We start from the raw sequence: 18,067 nt of genomic DNA on the forward strand, positions 1-18,067 counted from the left end.
GGGTGACCGACCCGAGCACCGTCCCCGCCCTCCCCCCCGAGGTCACCGCCCGCTGGCAGGCCCGGTTCCGCGCGCCCCGGGTCTCGCTGCCCGAGTGGGCGGAGGAGGCGCCGCACCGCAACCTGTACTCCTCCGACCTCAGCGGCGTCGTGGAGCAGTACGCGTGGGACCGGTCCACCGACACCCACCGCCAGGTCACCGACCGGCCCAACGGCACGCTGATCAGCACGCTGAGCCCCGACGGCGAGACGATCTGGTGGTTCGCCGACACCGACGGCGACGAGTTCGGCGTCTGGATGAACCAGCCCTTCGCCGGGGGCGAGGACACCGTCGCCGTCGCCGAGGTCGGGCCGGCCTACCCGGCGGGGCTGGAGGTGGGGCGCTCGCTGGTCGCGATCGGTCGCAGCACCGACGACGGCAGCGAGCTGTGGCTCGCTCCGCACGGTGGGACGCCCCGGGTCGTCTACCGGCACGCCGACCCGGCGTCGGTCGACGCACTGACCCACGACGACGAGCTGCTGGTCATCTCGCACTCCGAGCACGGCGACCCGCGCTACCCCGCGCTGCGGGTGCTGCGCACGTCCGACGACTCGGTGGTGGCCGAGAAGTGGGACGGCGAGGGTCTGGGGCTGCACGCGCTGGTGTTCGCCCCGCTGCCCGGCGACCGGCGGTTGCTGGTCGGCCACGAGCGCCGCGGCCGCGACGAGCTGCTGGTCTGGGACGTCGAGGCCGGCACCGAGACCGAGCTCCTGCTCGACCTGCCCGGCGACGTCACCGCCGGCTGGTACCCCGACGGCTCGGCGCTGCTCGTCGGCCACGACCACGCCGCCCGCAGCGAGCTCTACCGCTACGACCTGGCCACCGAGGCCCTGGAGAAGCTGGACACCCCGCCCGGCGTCGTCCGCGGCGCCACCGCCCGACCCGACGGCACGGTGGAGCTGGCCTGGTCGAACGCCGAGCTGCCGCCGGTGATCCGCCGCGCGGACGGCCCCGTCGTCCTCTCGGTGGCCGCCGAGGAGCCGCCCGCGGCCTATCCGGTCGAGGACCGCTGGGTGCCCGGCCCGGGGGGCGACATCCACGCGCTGCTGGTGCGCCCGGCCGGCGAGGGGCCGTACGCGACCGCGTTCCTCGTCCACGGCGGCCCGGAGGCGGCCGACGACGACTCCTACCGCGCCCGCCGGGCGGCGTACGTGGACGCCGGTTACGCGGTGGTGCACGTGAACTACCGCGGCTCCACCGGCTACGGCTCCGCCTGGCGCGACGCGCTCACCGGTCGGCCGGGTCTGACCGAGCTCGAGGACATCGGCGCGGTCTACGACGCGCTGGTCGCCGAGGGCGTGGTCGACCCGCAGCGGGCGATCCTCACCGGCGGCTCGTGGGGTGGGTTCCTCGCGCTGCTCGGCCTCGGCACCCAGCCGGAGCGCTGGGCCGCGGGCATCGCCGAGGTCCCGGTGGCCGACTACCTGGCCGCCTACGAGGACGAGATGGAGGGTCTGCGGGCCTACGACCGGGCGCTGTTCGGCGGGTCACCGGAGGAGAAGCGCGACGTCTACGTGCGCTCCTCCCCCATCACCTACGTCGACGCCGTCGCAGCGCCCGTGCTCGTGGTGGCGGGCGCGAACGACCCGCGCTGCCCGATCCGGCAGATCGACAACTACCTGGGCGAGCTGGAGCGGCTGGGCAAGCAGCACGAGGTCTACCGCTTCGACGCCGGGCACGGCTCGCTGGTCATCGAGGAGACCATCCGCCAGGTCGAGATCGCGCTCGCCTTCGCCCTGCGGCACGTCCAGCCGTAGCAGCCGGCGTCTCGTGCACCGACCGTCCGGGCGGTCAGTGCACGAAACGCCCGGGGGTCAGCGGGAAGCGGCGATGAGCTCCGCGATCTGGACGGTGTTGAGCGCGGCACCCTTGCGGAGGTTGTCGTTGCTGATGAACAGCACCAGCCCGCGGCCGCCGTCGACGCTCTGGTCCTGCCGGATGCGCCCGACGTAGCTCGGGTCCTTGCCCGCGGCCTGCAGCGGGGTGGGGACGTCGGAGAGCTCGACACCCGGGGTCGACGCCAGGATCTCGGTGGCCCGCTCGACCGAGATCGGCCGCTCGAACTCGGCATTGATCGAGAGCGAGTGCCCGCTGAAGACCGGCACGCGCACGCAGGTGCCGGCGACCCGCAGGTCCGGGATGCCGAGGATCTTGCGGCTCTCGTTGCGGAGCTTCTGCTCCTCGTCGGTCTCGAGCGAGCCGTCGTCCACGATGGAACCCGCCATCGGCAGTACGTTGAACGCGATCGGCGCGACGTACTTCTTCGGCGCCGGGAAGGTGACCGCCTCGCCGTCGTGGGCGAGCTCGGCGGCCTTGTCCACGACCGCCTTGACCTGGCTGTCCAGCTCCTCGACGCCGGCGACCCCGCTGCCCGAGACGGCCTGGTAGGTGCTCACCACGAGGCGGACCAGACCGGCCTCCTCGTGCAGCGCGCCCATGATCGGCATCGCGGCCATGGTGGTGCAGTTCGGGTTGGCGATGATGCCCTTGCGCACGTCGGCGAGGGCGTGCGGGTTGACCTCGCTGACGATCAGCGGGACGTCGGGGTCGCGCCGGTAGGCCGAGCTGTTGTCGATCACCGTCACGCCCGCCGCGGCGAAACGCGGAGCCTGCTCCCGCGACGTCGTCGCGCCCGCGGAGAAGATCGCGATGTCGAGACCCGTGGGATCGGCCGTGGCCGCGTCCTCCACGGTCACCTCGCCGCCGGCCCACGGCAGGGTGCTGCCGGCGGACCGGGCGGAGGCGAAGAACCGGATCTCGCCGACCGGGAAGTTCCGCTCCTCCAGGATCTCCCGCACGACGCGACCGACCTGGCCGGTGGCGCCGACGATGCCGACGTTCAGCGGGCGCGTGCTCATCGTCCGGTCCCTCCGTAGACGACGGCCTCGACGTCGGAGCCGAGGTCGAACGCGTCGTGCACCGCGCGGACGGCGATGTCGACGTCGGTGTCGCGGCAGACCACGGAGATGCGGATCTCCGAGGTGCTGATCAGCTCGAGGTTCACGCCCGCGTCGGCCAGCGCGCCGAAGAACTTGGCCGAGACGCCCGGGTGCGAGCGCATGCCCGCGCCGACCAGCGAGACCTTGCCGATGTGCTGGTCGAACTGCACGTCGCTGTAGCCGACGGTGTTCTTGACCTTCTCCAGCGCGGCCAGCGCGGTCGGGCCGTCGCTCTTGGGCAGCGTGAAGGAGATGTCGGCGAGCTTGCTGGCCCCGGCCGACACGTTCTGCACGATCATGTCGATGTTGACCTCGGCGTCGGCGAGCACGCGGAAGAGCTGCGCGGCCTCGCCCGGCCGGTCCGGGACGCCGTAGACGGTGATCTTGCCTTCGGAGCGGTCGTGCGCGACGCCCGTGATGATCGCCTGTTCCACCGGGAGGTCCTCCATCGAGCCGGACACGGTCGTGCCGGGGAGCTGTGAGTAGGAGCTGCGGACGTGCACGGGGATGCCGTAGCGGCGGGCGTACTCGACGCAGCGGAGCATGAGCACCTTGGCGCCCGACGCGGCGAGCTCGAGCATCTCCTCGTAGGTGATGGTGTCCAGCCGCTTGGCGTTCGGGACGATCCGCGGGTCGGCGGTGAAGACGCCGTCGACGTCGGTGTAGATCTCGCAGACGTCGGCGGAGAGCGCCGCGGCCACCGCGACGGCGGTGGTGTCGGAGCCGCCGCGGCCGAGGGTGGTGATGTCCTTGGTGTCCTGGCTGACGCCCTGGAACCCGGCCACGATGACGATCGAGCCCTCGTTGAGCGCGTCGCGCAGCCGGCCGGGGGTGACGTCGATGATCCGGGCCTTGCCGTGGCTGCCCGTGGTGATGACACCGGCCTGCGAGCCGGTGAAGGAGCGCGCCTCGTAACCGTGCGTGGAGATCGCGATCGCCAGCAGCGCCATCGAGATCCGCTCGCCGGCGGTGAGCAGCATGTCCAGCTCGCGACCGGGCGGGTCGTCGGTGATCTGGCTCGCCTGGTCGAGCAGCTCGTCGGTCGTGTCGCCCATGGCGGAGACGACGACGACGACGTCGTCGCCGTTCTTCTTGGCGGCGACGATCCGCTCCGCGACGCGCAGCATGTGCGTGGGAGAGGCGACGGAGGAACCGCCGTACTTCTGGACGACGAGGGCCACGGGTCCACAGGTTACCGACGGCGCGGCCGCTACCGGCGGTTGCGTCCACCCGTTCCCGCAGGATGAGATCTCCGGGTGGACTCACCCGAGGAGTGGCTGCTCAGCACGGAGGAGCGCGGGAACACCGCCACCACCATCCCGGGATGGACCACCGGGAACCTCGCGGAGCCGCTGCTGCACGGCGCGACGTACTTCGCCCGGCTGGTCGAGGAGGTGCGGTCGCTGGACGCCGGGGACCAGCTGTACTTCACCGACTGGCGTGGTGATCCCGACGAACTGCTGCTCGACGGCGGGCCGACGGTGGCCGAGCTGTTCACCGAGGCGGTGCAGCGGGGCGTCTGCGTGCGCGGGCTCGTGTGGAGGTCGCACGCGGAGCAGTTGACGATGAACAAGGAGTCCAACCGCGCTCTCGACGTGGAGATCGAGCACGGGGGCGGTGAGGTGATCCTGGACCAGCGGATCCGCCGGATGGGGAGCCACCACCAGAAGCTGGTCGTCCTGCGGCACGACGAGGACCCGTCGAAGGACGTCGCGTTCGTCGGCGGGATCGATCTCTGCTACTCCCGTCGCGACGACGCCGAGCACCGCGGCGACCCCCAGGCGCTGGCGATGGCGGCCGCGTACGGGGACAACCCGCCGTGGCACGACGTGCAGCTGCAGATCCGCGGGCCGGCCGTCCACGTGCTGGACACGGTGTTCCGCGAACGGTGGGACGACCCGAACAGCCCCGACGCCGACCACCCCCTGGCGTGGGTGCACGACAAGCTGCACCGGGCCCGGCTGCACGCCGACGCCCTGCCGCCCCAGCTGCCACCACCCCCGGAGTGCGGGCCGCACGTCGTGCAGAACCTCCGCACCTATCCGGCGATCCGACCGCCGTACCGGTTCGCTCCCGACGGGGAGCGCTCGGTCGCCCGCGGCTACACGAAGGCGGTGAAGCGGGCCCGGCGCCTGATCTACCTGGAGGACCAGTACATGTGGTCCGCCGAGGTGGCCCGGCTGTTCGCCGAGGCGCTGTCGGACAACCCCGACCTACACCTGGTGGTCGTGGTCCCACGGGTGCCGGACCAGGACAGCGTGTTCGCCGAGCGCCCCCAGTACGTCGGCCGCTGGCAGGCCATCGAGATGTGCCGGAAGGCCGGCGAGGGGCGGGTGCACGTCTTCGACGTGGAGAACCACGTCGGGACGCCGGTGTACGTGCACGCCAAGGTGTGCGTCGTCGACGATCTCTGGGCCAGCGTCGGCAGCGACAACTTCAACCGGCGCTCCTGGACGCACGACAGCGAACTGTCCAGCGCGGTGCTCGACACCACCCGGGACGAGCGCGAGCCCCGCGACCCGGCGGGGACCGGGGACGGCGCCCGGACCTTCGCGCGGAACCTGCGGATGGCGCTGGCACGGGAGCACCTGGACCTGGACCCCGGCGGCGCGGAGGACGAGCTGGCGCTCGACCCGGCCCGGTTCGTCGACACCATGGAGGCCCGGGCGGAGGCGCTCGACGCCTGGCACGACGACGGCCGACGCGGCCCCCGACCACCGGGCCGGGTCCGCCGACACCGGGCCGAGAAGCTGCCGTGGTTCACCCGCCTGTGGGCGACGCCGGTGTACCGGCTGCTCGACGACCCCGACGGCCGGCCGCTGCGACTGCGTCTGAAGAAGACCTTCTGACGCCGGTCACCGTGGTCCGCCGGCAGCGCGCACGCGTGCTCGGCGACGCGCCGACTCTGCACACCCCTGCGGTGCGACGTCGACCGAGCCGCGCGGTTCCCGCTAGTCGGCGCAGTAGGTGCGGACCTGCGCGTACCCCCGGTACGGGGCCTTCCACAGGTCGATGAACTGCAGCGCCTCCGCGCGGGAGCCGAAGTACACGGAGGTGACCCCGTCGCCCTGGTTGATGCCGATCGACGCGAGGTCGCCGTCGTCGCAGAGACCACCGGTGCTGCCGAGGTAGCCCATGCCCTGCAGACGCCGGTACGCCGAGCCCACCGCGGCGTCGTCCGCGGCGGCGCTGCTGGCGAGGTACACGCCCCAGTACTGACCGCCCTGCGCCACCAGCGCCTCCTTCGGGCGCGCGGCGGTGGACGCGCGGGCAGGGCCGGCGGCCGGGGCCACGGTGGCCGGCCCGGCGGCCGGCGTGGGGGTGGCCGCCACGGGGGTGGGAGTCATAACCGGGGCCGGCGTCGTCGGTGCGGCGGTCGAGGGCTCGGGAGACGCGCTGGGGCTCGGGGCGGTGGTGGACGTGGCCGCCGTGCGCGGCGCCGCCTCGGCCGGCGCGTCCTCGCCGCATCCGCTGAGAACGGCCGCGGCCAGCAGCGGCAGCGCGACGGAGAGGCGACGAGAGATCATGGCGGCACGTTAGGGCACCGTCGCGTCTCCGTAGTGGAGGCACGACGGTGCGTCATCGCCCGAGGCGAGGCGCGGAGCACGTCCCTTGTTTTCTCCGTGACCTGCACGGGGCCGACGACCGGCCCCCATGTCGGAGGTGCAACACGACCTCATCCCTGCGGGTGAGGCGTCGGCGCTGCTACCGTGGGTCCGTGCGCGGCAGCCTCCTGCTTACCCGCCGCGGCGAGGCCCTCTCCTAGGTCGGCTCCCTCGCCGCGGTGACTGCCGTGACCGAGAGCGTTCCCGGCGCCTGCTGACCGCCCCATCGGAGCGACAGTCCTGCCCGCGCCAGAGGAGCCGATACAGCCATGAGCACCAGCTCGCAGCACCCGCACGTACGCCACCCCCAGCAGCCGTCGCGCATGCCGATCCACCGCTATGCGCCGTTCACCCCCGTCGACCTGCCCGACCGCACCTGGCCGGAGAAGGTCACCACCGTCGCGCCACGGTGGTGCGCCGTCGACCTGCGCGACGGCAACCAGGCGCTGATCGACCCCATGACCCCCGACCGCAAGCGCCGCATGTTCGAGCTGCTGGTCCGCATGGGCTACAAGGAGATCGAGGTCGGCTTCCCCGCGGCCAGCCAGACGGACTACGACTTCGTCCGCCAGCTGATCGAGGAGGAGCTGGTCCCCGACGACGTCACGATCCAGGTGCTCACCCAGGCCCGGGACGAGCTGATCGAGCGCACCTTCGAGTCGCTGCGCGGCGCCGAGCAGGCGATCGTGCACCTCTACAACTCCACCAGCACCCTGCAGCGCCGGGTCGTCTTCGACTCCGACCGCGCCGGCATCGTCGACATCGCCGTCCACGGCGCCCAGGTCGTGCGCAAGCTGGCCGAGCAGATGGGCGGCACCGAGATCCGGTTCGAGTACTCCCCCGAGTCCTTCACCGGAACCGAGCTCGACTTCGCCGTCGAGGTCTGCAACGCCGTCACCGACGTCTGGGAGCCGACCGCCGACCGGCCGACCATCCTCAACCTGCCGGCGACGGTGGAGATGGCCGAGCCGACCGTCTACGCCGATCAGATCGAGTGGATGCACCGCAACCTGGCCCGCCGCGACGCCGTCGTCCTGTCCCTGCACCCGCACAACGACCGGGGGACCGCCGTCGCCGCCGCCGAGCTGGGCTACCGCGCCGGGGCCGACCGCATCGAGGGCTGCCTGTTCGGCAACGGCGAGCGCACCGGCAACGTCGACCTGGTCACCCTCGGCCTGAACCTGTTCAGCCAGGGGATCGACCCGCAGATCGACTTCTCCGACATCGACGAGATCCGCCGCACCGTCGAGTACTGCAACCAGCTGGGCGTGCACGAGCGGCACCCCTACGGCGGTGACCTGGTGTACACGGCCTTCTCCGGCTCCCACCAGGACGCGATCAACAAGGGCTTCAAGGCCCTCGCCGCCGATGCCGAGGCCGCCGGGGTCCCGGTGGAGCAGCAGGCATGGGCCGTGCCGTACCTGCCGATCGACCCCAAGGACGTCGGCCGCAGCTACGAGGCCGTGATCCGGGTGAACAGCCAGTCCGGCAAGGGCGGCGTCGCCTACATCATGAAGACCGAGAACCACCTCGACCTGCCGCGCCGGCTGCAGATCGAGTTCTCCGCGGTGATCCAGCGGCACACCGACGACGAGGGCGGTGAGGTCACCGCCGAGCAGATGTGGACCGCCTTCAGCAACGAGTACCTGCCCGACCCGGCCGCTCCCTGGGGCCGGTTCAGCCTGGCCGGCCACCGGCACACCGCACACGGCGACACCACCGACGAGATGGTCGTCGAACTGGTGGACGACGGCGTGCCGGTGACCGTCGAGGGGCGTGGCAACGGGCCGATCGCGGCGTTCGTCGACGCGCTGAGGAGCGTCGACGTCGACCTTCGGGTCCTGGACTACGCCGAGCACGCGATGAGCGCCGGCGGCGACGCGCGGGCGGCCGCCTACGTCGAGTGCGCCGTCGGCGACCGCGTGCTGTGGGGCGTGGGCATCGACCCGAACATCGTCACCGCCTCGCTGCGCGCGGTCGTGTCGGCGGTCAACCGCGCCCAGCGCTGACCGCCGGGGACGGGGCGCCTCAGGGCGCCTCGTCCCGTTCGCGGCTCTCCGCCAGGGCCGCGCCGGGCTCCTCCGGCGGGGCGTCGGCCGGCTCGTCGCCGCGGTAGAGCCGGTCCTGACCGGAGCTGCGCAGCTCGTCCACGAGCAGCAGGTCGCGGCGCACGTGCCGCCGTCGGTAGGCCACCCGGCTGACCATGTGCGCGCTCACCGGGGCGGTCAGCAGCTGGAACGCGGCGACCAGCAGCAGCATCCAGCTGGCCGACCAGCCGTGCAGCCGGATCGCCGCCCCCACCATGATCAGCAGGACCCCCAGCACCTGGGGCTTCGTGCCGGCGTGCATCCGCGACAGCACGTCGGGGAACCGCAGCAGACCCATCCCTGCGGTCAGGCAGAGCAGCGCACCGGCCAGCAGGCAGGCGACGGCGACGACGTCGACGAGCGCCGTCACCGATCTCCCTCCCGCACCTCGGCGGCGACCGGCAGCCCGACGTCGCTGCCGTCGCCGGCCGAGGACTTCAGCAGCATGCCGCCGATGTAGCGGGCGATGGAGACCGAGCCGACGAACGCCAGCAGCGAGACCACGACCAGCACCGGGACGACGGTCGGGTCGCGGGTGAGTGCGGCGTGCACCGCCAGTCCGGCGGAGATGATCACCAGCAGCGTGTCGGTGGCGACCACCCGGTCCAGCAGCGACGGGCCCAGCGCCACCCGCACCAGCGCCAGCAGCGCGCCGCCACCGAGCAGCGCGTAGGCGACCACCCCGGCCGCGGTCACGCCGCCACCTCCGCGAGCGCGGCGATCTCCTCGGCCGAGCCGAACGCCCGCACGATCCGGGCCTCGGTCTCCAGTACCGCCGCCTTCTGCCGTGCCACGTCGTCCTCGTCGCGGGCGTGCAGCAGGTGCACGGCGATCCGGCGCCGCTCCCGGTCCAGGTCGAGCACCAGCGAGCCGGGCACCAGCGAGATGGCCTCGGCGACCATCGTGAGCAGCAGGTCGGAGTCCACCCGGAGCTGCACCGAGACGATCGCCCCCCTCCGGACGCCGCCCGGCCCGATCGCCTGCCAGGCCACCTGCGCCCCGGAGACGAACAGGTCGACGACGAAGTGCCCGACGAAGGCGAGGAGCGCGGCCGGTCGCAGCCGCACGCCGCCGATCACCGGCGGGAGGGGGAGCAGGACCAGCACGCCGAGTGCCACGGCCAGGCCGGAGACCAGGTTGGCCCAGGACCAGGTGCCCCAGAGCAGGATCCACACCAGCACCAACCACACGACCAGCGGCAGCTGGTGGCGCAGCCGCTTCGCCGCCGGCTCGACGGTCATCGCTGCCCCTCCGCCCCGAGCACGGCCTGCAGGTACGGCGTCCGCTCGAGCAGGTCCCCCGAGGCGCGGTCGGTGTAGCCGTACAGCGGTCCGGCCACCACGGTCAGCGCGACGGTGACCGCGGCCATCGCCGCGGTGGCGCCGAGCATCACCCGCGGCAGCGGACGCAGGGCCCGCACCGAGGACGCCGCAGGCGCCCACCCCGGCTCCGACGCCGTCGCCACCGCCGCGTGCCTCCGCCACGCTGCCTGCCACCCGGCCTGGCGCTCGCCGCCGGGAACGGCGTCGCCGTCCCGGTCCGGTCCGGCGGCGCTCGCTGCCGCGGCGGCGGTGTCGTCGGCCGGCTCCTGCGTCGGCGGGCGCCAGAAGGCGCGGGTCCACACCCGCGCGACCGCCAGCAGGGTGAGCAGGCTGGTGACGACGGCGCCGCCCACCAGGGTGAGCGCCAGCGGGCTGCCGTCGGCGATACCGGCCCGCAGCAACCCCAGCTTGCCGATGAAGCCCGACAGCGGCGGGATCCCGGCGAGGTTCATGGCCGGCACGAAGAACAGCACGGCCAGCAGCGGCGAGCGCCTGGCCAGCCCGCCCAGCCGGTCCACCGCCGTCGACCGCCCCTGCCGCTCGATCAGCCCCGCGACGAGGAACAGCGTCGTCTGGATGGCGATGTGGTGGGCCACGTAGAAGATCGCACCGGCCAGTCCGGCCGCCGTCCCGAGGGCGATGCCGAACACCATGTAACCGATGTGGCTGACCAGGGTGAACGACAGCATCCGCCGGATGTCGGTCTGCGCCACCGCGCCGAGGATGCCCATGACCATGGTCGCCAGCCCGGCCCACATGAGGACGTCGTCGAGCGCGCCGGAGGGGAACAGCAGCGTCTGGGTGCGGATGATCGCGTAGACGCCGACCTTGGTGAGCAGGCCGGCGAACACGGCGGTCACCGGCGCCGGAGCGGTCGGGTAGCTGTCGGGCAGCCAGGCGGAGAGCGGGAAGACGGCGGCCTTGATGCAGAACGCGATGAGCAGCATCGCCTGGAGCAGCACCTGCGTGCCCTCCGGGAGCGCGCCCAGCCGGACCGCCAGCTGGGCCATGTTCACCGTGCCGGTCGCGGCGTAGATCAGCCCGATCGCGGCGAGGAACAGCAGCGAGCTCAGCAGGCTGACGATGACGTAGGTGATGCCCGCGCGCACCCGCTGCGCCGAGCCGCCCAGCGTGAGCAGCACGTAGCTGGCCATGAGCAGGATCTCGAAGCCGACGTAGAGGTTGAACAGGTCGCCGGCGAGGAAGGCGTTGCCGACTCCGGCCACCAGGACCAGGAAGGTCGGGTGGAAGATCGACAGCGGGCTCTCCTCCGACCCGTCGGCCGAGCCCTGCCCGACGGCGAAGACCAGCACGCCGAGCGCCACGGTGGCCGCGACGACCAGCATGAGCGCGGAGAGCCGGTCCACCACGAGCACGATGCCCAGCGGCACCGGCCACCCGCCGACCGCCACCGACATCGGCCCGTTCGCGTCGGCCATGAACAGCAGCGCTCCCGCGACGCCGAGCACCGCGGTGAGCACGCCGAGGCTCACGGTCCGCTGGGTGCGGGGGTGCCGGCCGACCAGCAGGGTTCCGGCGGCACCGAGCAGCGGCAGCAGCACCGGCAGCGGGGCGAGGACGGAGATCACCGCTCCACCCCCGTGACGGGGAGGTCGACGTCGTCGGCGGGGATCCGGCGCACCGGCAGGCTGTCGGCGTGCCCGGCCGGGCGGTCCTCCGGCGCCAGCTCGTCGGGGTCCAGCTCGTCGGCGTCGGTGGCCGAGCGCGCGGCGACGCGGCGGTCCTCCTCGTCGGTGGAGACGGCCTCGTTCCGGGCCAGCCGCCACGAGCGGTGGATCATCGCCAGCACGAACGCGGCGACGCCGAACGTGATGACGATGGCGGTGAGGATCAGCGCCTGCGGCAGCGGATCGCTCATGTCCTCCGGTTCGCTGTAGCCCAGGATCGGCGCCATCCCGCCGGGCCCGCCGGTGGAGAGCAGCAGCAGGTTGGTCGCGTTGCCCAGCAGCAGGAAACCGAGCAGCACGCGGGTGAGGCTGCGGTCGAGCAGCAGGTAGATGCCTGCCGCGTAGAGCCCGCCGATGAGGACGGGGAACACGATCGTCGGGGTCATCGGATCACCACCTCGTCCTCGCCCAGCTCGATCGGGTCGTCGTCGTCCTCCTGGCGGTCGACCTCCGCGCCCAGGCTGCGCAGCACGTCGAGGACCAGTCCCACGACGATGAGGTAGACGCCCATGTCGAAGAACAGCGACGTCACGAGCTTGACGTCGCCGAGCACCGGCAGCGTCGTCTCGAGGATCGCCGTCTGCAGCACCTCCGCGCCGAGGAACAGCCCACCCGCGCCGGTCGCGCCGGCGAAGAGCAGGCCGGCGCCCAGCAGCACGCCCGGGTCGACCGGAGCCGCCTCGCCGAGCTCGTAGCGGCCGCCGGCCAGGTAGCGGAGCACCAGGGCCAGACCGGCGACCAGACCGCCGGCGAAGCCGCCGCCCGGCTCGTTGTGGCCGGAGAACAGCAGGTACAGCGAGAACACCAGGATCGTGTGGAAGAGCACCCGGGTGATCACCTCGAGGACCACCGAGCGCCGCTCCGGCGGCAGGGTGACGCTGGCGGCGAGCCACCGGCCGCGGGGGGCACGGCCACCGCCGGCCGGGGTGTCGCCGCCGTGGGTGGCGCCGGCCGCGGGGTCGAGCCGGTCCACCGCTCCGGTGCGCCGGCGCAGGAAGACCAGGCTGGCCACCCCGGTCGCGGCGACGACGAGCAGCGAGATCTCGCCGAGGGTGTCCCAGGCACGGATGTCGACCAGGGTCACGTTGACGATGTTCTTGCCGCCGCCGAAGCCGTAGGCTTCCTCGGGGTAGTCGGCCGAGACCGGGGGCGCGTCGCGGGCGCCGATCGCCACCGCGCTGGCCGCGGCCATCAGGGCGCCCACCCCCACCGCGATGACCCCACGCACCAGCCGCTCGCGCGGACGGTGCCGCTCGGAGATGTCCTTGGGCAGCTGGCGCAGCACCAGCACGAAGGTCACCAGGGTCAGCGTCTCGACCAGGAACTGCGTGAGCGCGAGGTCGGGGGCGCCCTGCAGCGCGAACAGCACCGCCAGCCCGTAGCCGGTGACGCCCACGACGAGCACCGCGGACAGCCGCTGGCGGATGCGCAGCGACATCGCCGCCGCGGCGAGCACGACGACGCCGACGAGCGCCTGCACGGGGCTGTCCCAGGCGCGCCACTCCCCCGGCCAGGGCGCTCGGGTGAGCAGCAGGGTGCCGGGCAGGGCCAGGACGACGACGAGGATCGTGCCCAGGTAGGCCGGCAGCGAGCCGCGCTGCGTGGTGCCGGTGACCAGGATCGACAGCCGGTCGAGGCCCTGGACCACGTTCCAGTAGCCCTCGTCGGCCGAGGCGCCCACCGCCAGCCGGCGCTGGGTGCGCGTGACCGCGGCACGACCGGCGAACAGGGCGGCGCCGCCGAGCAGGCTGACGGCGGAGAGGGCGAGGGCCGGCTGCCAGCCGTGCCACAGACCCAGGTGCTCGGGCTCCGGGGCGAACAGCGGGAGGGTGTCGGCGTACCCGGCGACCAGGTGCTCGAGCAGGGGGCTGGCCGGCCCGGCCAGGAGCCCGGCCAGGGCGAGCACCGCCGGCGCCGCGAGGAAGAGGGCTCCGGGCCGCGAGTCGGCGCCGACGGGCTCGACCACCTCGCGCTTGCGCGCGAACGCCCCCCAGACGAAGCGGGCGGAGTAGCCGGCGGTGAGCGCGGAACCGAGCACCAGCACCGCGAGGACGACGGCCGCCGCGGTGCGGTCGGGCAGCCCGGCGTCCCACAGCCCGGCGAACGCGGCCTCCTTGCCGACGAACCCGAGCAGCGGCGGCACACCGGCCATCGAGGCCGCGCCCAGGCAGCCGATCACGGCCACGACGGGCAGCTCACGCCCCAGCCCGGAGAGCCGGCGCAGGTCGCGGGTGCCCGTGGCGTGGTCGATGACGCCGACGGTGAGGAAGAGCGTGGACTTGAACAGCGCGTGCGCCAGCGTCATCGCCAGCCCCGCCGCGGCGAGCTCCCGGCTGCCGGCGCCCATCAGCACCACGAGGAAGCCGAGCTGGCTCACCGTGCCGAAGGCCAGGAGCAGCTTGAGATCGGTCTGCCGCAGCGCCCGGTACCCGCCCACGAGCATCGTGGCCGCGCCGAGGCCGAGCACCACGGGCCGCCAGCCGGGCTGGTCGGCCAGGCCGGGGGCGAGCCGGGCCACCAGGTAGATCCCCGCCTTGACCATGGCCGCAGCGTGCAGGTACGCGCTGACCGGGGTCGGCGCCTCCATGGCCGCAGGCAACCAGAAGTGGAACGGCACCATCGCCGACTTGGTGACCGCCCCGGCCAGGACCAGCAGCGTGCCGGCGACCATGGCGGTGCCGGAGCCGGGCTTCGACACGACCTCGGAGAGCAGGTGGGTGCCGCTGGCCCGGCCGATCAGCAGCAACCCGACCAGCATCGCCAGCCCGCCCGCGGTCGTGAGCACCAGCGCCTGGCTGGCCGCGCGCCGGGCGGCGAGCCGACGGCCGTCGCCACCGATGAGCAGGAAGGAGAAGACGGTCGTCAGCTCCCAGAACACGTACAGGAGCAGCAGGTCGTCGGCGAGGACGAGGCCCAGCATCGCGCCGGCGAACGCCGTGAGCGTCCCGGCGAAGCGTCCGGTGCCGTCGGCGTCCGGCTCGACGTAGCGGGCGCAGTAGACGAGGACCAGGGCTCCGACGCCGGTGACCAGCGCGGCGAGGGTGAGCGCGAGGGCGTCGAGCCGCAGGACGATCTCGAGGTCGAGCGTCGGGATCCAGGGCACCGTCTCGCGGAGGTCGCCACCGTCGGTGACCGAGCCGAGCCGGCTGACGATCCAGCCGAAGCTCGCCGCGGGGACGAGCGCGAGGGCGAGGAACGCCTGCCGACCCCACCAGCGCACGAGCAGCGGCGCGAGGGCCGCGGCGGCCAGGTGGAGCAGCAGGAGTGCGAGCACGGGTCTCCGGGAGGTCGGCCGGCGGTCCCCCCAGCCTACCGGCGCCGGGGATGACGATCAGGAGAGCTGATCGTTCCGGGTCCTCCCTCGCGGTCGACGGTGAGGGAGGACCCGGAACGGTGAGGGAGGACGGCGGCCGGGTCAGCCCTCGGCCACCTCGGCGGCGGCGAGCCACTCCTCCTCGACCTGCTCCTTCTCCGCCTGCACCGCCCGCAGCTGCGCGTCGAGCTCCGCGGCCTTCGCGTAGTCGGTCGCCGCGGCGGCCAGCTGCTCGTGCAGCTTCTTCTCGTCGGCGTCCAGCTTGAGCATCCGCCGCTCCAGCTTGGCCGCCTCCTTCTTGGCCGCCCGCGCCTCCGCGGCCGACACCGACGGCGTCGACTGCTGCGCGCCCACCGACCGCCCACCGCCGTCGCCGGATGCCGTGGTCAGCGGCGCTCCCCCGGCCGCCCGGCGCTGCAGGTACTCCTCGACGCCGCCGGGCAGCTCGGCCAGCGTCCCGTCCCCGAGCAGCGCGACGACCTTGTCGCACACCCGGTCGACGAAGTACCGGTCGTGGCTGACCACGAGCACGGTGCCGGGGAACGAGTCGAGCAGGTCCTCCAGCGCGGTGAGGGTGTCGATGTCGAGGTCGTTGGTCGGCTCGTCGAGGATCAGCACGTTCGGCTCGGCCATGAGCAGCCGCAGCAGCTGCAGCCGCCGCCGCTCGCCGCCGGAGAGGTCGCCGACGGGCGTCCACTGCCGGTTGGCGGCGAAGCCGAACCGCTCGGCCAGGGACGACGCCGAGATCTCCTGGTTGCCGATGCGGGCGATGCGGGCGACGTCCTGCACCGCCTCGACCACCCGCAGCGTGCGCGGCAGCTCGGTCACGTGCTGCGAGAGGTACGCCGGCGACACCGTCTGGCCGACCACGACACGACCCGCGTCCGGCGTCGTCTCCCCGACCAGCAGCTTGAGCAGCGAGGTCTTGCCCGCACCGTTCACGCCGACGACGCCGATCCGGTCCCCCGGCCCGACGTGCCAGGTGAGGTCCCGGAACAGCGTGCGGGGCCCGTCCTCGGTCGGGACGGCGTAGTCGACGTCCTCGACGTCGTAGACGGTCCGGCCCAGACGCTTCGCGGCGAAGCCCTTCAACGCCATCGAGTCCCGCGCCGGCGGTTCGTCGGCGATCAGCGCCTGCGCGGCCTCGATGCGGAACTTCGGCTTGCTGGTGCGGGCCGGCGGGCCACGGCGCAGCCAGGCCAGCTCCTTGCGCACCAGGTTGAGCCGCCGCTCCTCGGTGACCGAGGCGATCCGCGCCCGCTCGGCCCGGGCCAGCGTGTAGGCCGAGTAGCCCCCCTCGTAGGCGTGCACGGCGCCGTCGGCGACCTCCCACGTGGTCGAGCAGACCTCGTCGAGGAACCACCGGTCGTGGGTGACGACGACCAGCCCGCCGGTGCGGCGCTTCACGTACTCGGCCAGCCAGGCCACGCCCTCGACGTCGAGGTGGTTGGTCGGCTCGTCGAGCACCAGCAGGTCCAGCGGGCGGATGAGCTGGGCGGCCAGCGCGACCCGGCGGCGCTCGCCACCGGACATCGGGGCGACGGGGGCGTCGAGGCCCAGCCGATCGAGCTCCAGCCCGGTCAGCACCGAGCGGACGGCGGCGTCGCCGGCCCACTCGTGCTCGGCGGCGAACATCGACGAGGGGAGGACGACGTCGCGCACCGTCGTCCCCGGCGGGAGGGTGCCGGACTGGTCGAGCACGCCCATCGCCAGGTCGCCGCGGCGGGTGACGCGCCCCGAGTCGGGCTCCTCGACGCCGGTGAGCAGGGAGAGCAGCGTGCTCTTGCCGCCGCCGTTGCGGCCGACGATGCCGATCCGCTCGCCGGCCGCGACGCCGAGGGAGACGTCGTCGAGGACGACGGTGGTGCCGAATGCCTTGTGCACCCGCTCGAAGTTGACCAGGTTGAGGGGCGCGCTCACCGGCTGCTCGCAGAAGTCATGAGGCCCTCAGTATCCGTCGGTGCGGACGGCGGTGTCCGAGGGGGACACCGGCGGCGGGAACACCGGGCGGCACGGGACGTTGGTGCGGGTAGTTGTTGAGCGCTCAACGAGGAGCCGGCATGCCCGCTGTCACCGTCGAGGACACCACTGCCCTGCCGCGCGTGCCGCTGCCGGCTCCCCGCACCGTGCGCCGGCGCACCCGGTCGGTCACCACGGCTCCCTCGGGCTTCGAGGGCGAGGGCTTCCCCGTGCGCCGGGCCTTCGCCGGCGTCGACCTCCGTGCCCTCGACCCGTTCATCCACATGGATCAGATGGGCGAGGTCGAGTACGCGCCGGGCGAGCCCAAGGGCACCAGCTGGCACCCGCACCGCGGCTTCGAGACCGTCACCTACATCATCGACGGCACCTTCGAGCACGCCGACTCCCACGGCGGCGGCGGGACGATCAGCAACGGCGACACCCAGTGGATGACCGCCGGCGGCGGCGTCCTGCACATCGAGCGGCCGCCGGAGCAGCTGGTCGTCAGCGGCGGCCTCTTCCACGGGCTGCAGCTCTGGGTGAACCTGCCGCGCGCCCGGAAGTGGGTGGAACCCCGCTACCAGGACCTGCGCGCCAACGCCTCGGTGCTGCTGGCCAGCCCCGACGCCGGCGCCCTCCTGCGGGTCATCGCCGGGGACGTCGCCGGCCACACCGGCCCGGGCTCCACGTACACCCCGATGGCGATGGTGCACGCCACCGTCTCCCCGGGCGCCACGCTGGACCTGCCGTGGCGGCCGGACTTCAACGCCCTGGTCTACGTGCTCTCCGGCGCCGGCTCGGTGGGCATCGACGGTGCGCCGGTGCGGACCGGCCAGCTCGCCGTCCTCGGCCCCGGTGACACGGTGACCGTGCACGGCGCCGTCCACCAGGAGTCGCGCACCCCGGCGCTGGACGTCGTCATCCTCGGCGGCCGGCCGATCGGCGAGCCGATCGCCATGTACGGGCCGTTCGTCATGAACACCCCCGAGGAGGTGCGGGACGCCTTCGCCGACTTCTCGGCCGGAAGGCTCGGGAGCGTGCCGGCCCTCCGGGTCGGCGCGGCGGTTCCGCACGCCGGCGTCCGGGGTCAGACTGGTCCGGCAGACGAGCGGTAG

General features: G+C 73.3%; 14 protein-coding genes. 4 read left to right on the plus strand and 10 right to left on the minus strand.

Features of this window, described 5'->3' with window-relative positions:
• Positions 1-2: 2 nt before the first annotated feature.
• Positions 3-1,796 carry a prolyl oligopeptidase family serine peptidase gene (locus DQ237_RS09880; RefSeq protein WP_113799661.1) on the plus strand — a complete coding sequence of 598 codons (1,794 nt, stop codon included), beginning with the start codon at positions 3-5 and terminating at the stop codon, positions 1,794-1,796.
• Positions 1,797-1,853: 57 nt separating this feature from the next.
• Here the strand turns inward: DQ237_RS09880 and DQ237_RS09885 are convergent, their stop codons facing one another.
• Positions 1,854-2,897, minus strand: a complete 1,044-nt coding sequence (locus DQ237_RS09885; protein WP_113799663.1) for an aspartate-semialdehyde dehydrogenase — start codon at positions 2,895-2,897, stop codon at positions 1,854-1,856.
• Entirely contained in the window at positions 2,894-4,159 is a 1,266-nt protein-coding gene (locus DQ237_RS09890) for an aspartate kinase (protein WP_113799665.1), read from the minus strand. Before DQ237_RS09890 ends, DQ237_RS09885 begins: the two co-directional genes overlap by 4 nt.
• Positions 4,160-4,234: 75 nt before the next feature.
• Here DQ237_RS09890 and DQ237_RS09895 point away from each other — a divergent pair, with 75 nt between their 5' ends.
• Positions 4,235-5,827 carry a phospholipase D-like domain-containing protein gene (locus DQ237_RS09895; RefSeq protein ID WP_113799667.1) on the plus strand — a complete coding sequence of 531 codons (1,593 nt, stop codon included), beginning with the start codon at positions 4,235-4,237 and terminating at the stop codon, positions 5,825-5,827.
• Between the two features lie 102 nt (positions 5,828-5,929).
• On the opposite strand, the gene DQ237_RS09900 is transcribed toward DQ237_RS09895, so the two are convergent.
• On the minus strand, positions 5,930-6,505 hold the full coding sequence (locus DQ237_RS09900) for a hypothetical protein (protein ID WP_147251773.1): 576 nt from the start codon (positions 6,503-6,505) through the stop codon (positions 5,930-5,932).
• Between the two features lie 347 nt (positions 6,506-6,852).
• Between DQ237_RS09900 and leuA the strand changes: the two genes are divergently transcribed.
• Positions 6,853-8,592: a 2-isopropylmalate synthase gene (gene leuA / locus DQ237_RS09910; protein ID WP_113799672.1), complete on the plus strand. Its 1,740-nt coding sequence runs from the start codon at positions 6,853-6,855 to the stop codon at positions 8,590-8,592.
• A gap of 19 nt (positions 8,593-8,611) precedes the next feature.
• Here leuA and mnhG read toward each other — a convergent pair whose 3' ends face one another.
• From mnhG to DQ237_RS09945, 7 genes are all read right to left on the minus strand, one after another.
• Positions 8,612-9,040 (minus strand): monovalent cation/H(+) antiporter subunit G, encoded by a 429-nt coding sequence (mnhG, locus tag DQ237_RS09915; RefSeq protein WP_113799674.1) that lies wholly within the window; start codon positions 9,038-9,040, stop codon positions 8,612-8,614.
• A complete protein-coding gene (locus DQ237_RS09920; RefSeq protein WP_113799676.1) occupies positions 9,037-9,366 on the minus strand; it encodes a monovalent cation/H+ antiporter complex subunit F in 330 nt (109 codons plus the stop codon). Before DQ237_RS09920 ends, mnhG begins: the two co-directional genes overlap by 4 nt.
• A complete protein-coding gene (locus tag DQ237_RS09925) occupies positions 9,363-9,911 on the minus strand; it encodes a Na+/H+ antiporter subunit E (RefSeq protein WP_113799678.1) in 549 nt (182 codons plus the stop codon). Before DQ237_RS09925 ends, DQ237_RS09920 begins: the two co-directional genes overlap by 4 nt.
• Entirely contained in the window at positions 9,908-11,581 is a 1,674-nt protein-coding gene (locus DQ237_RS09930) for a Na+/H+ antiporter subunit D (protein WP_205730155.1), read from the minus strand. Before DQ237_RS09930 ends, DQ237_RS09925 begins: the two co-directional genes overlap by 4 nt.
• Positions 11,578-12,066 carry a Na(+)/H(+) antiporter subunit C gene (locus tag DQ237_RS09935; RefSeq protein WP_113799680.1) on the minus strand — a complete coding sequence of 163 codons (489 nt, stop codon included), beginning with the start codon at positions 12,064-12,066 and terminating at the stop codon, positions 11,578-11,580. Before DQ237_RS09935 ends, DQ237_RS09930 begins: the two co-directional genes overlap by 4 nt.
• Positions 12,063-14,954, minus strand: a complete 2,892-nt coding sequence (locus tag DQ237_RS09940; protein WP_113799682.1) for a Na+/H+ antiporter subunit A — start codon at positions 14,952-14,954, stop codon at positions 12,063-12,065. Before DQ237_RS09940 ends, DQ237_RS09935 begins: the two co-directional genes overlap by 4 nt.
• Positions 14,955-15,095: 141 nt before the next feature.
• A complete protein-coding gene (locus DQ237_RS09945; RefSeq protein ID WP_113799684.1) occupies positions 15,096-16,913 on the minus strand; it encodes an ABC-F family ATP-binding cassette domain-containing protein in 1,818 nt (605 codons plus the stop codon).
• 140 nt (positions 16,914-17,053) lie between these two features.
• Between DQ237_RS09945 and DQ237_RS09950 the strand changes: the two genes are divergently transcribed.
• The gene (locus DQ237_RS09950; RefSeq protein ID WP_113799689.1) at positions 17,054-18,067 is read left to right on the plus strand and encodes a pirin family protein; all 1,014 of its coding nucleotides are present in this window, start codon (positions 17,054-17,056) and stop codon (positions 18,065-18,067) included.

Source organism: Blastococcus sp. TF02-8 (assembly GCF_003319175.1).
Classification (GTDB): domain Bacteria; phylum Actinomycetota; class Actinomycetes; order Mycobacteriales; family Geodermatophilaceae; genus Blastococcus.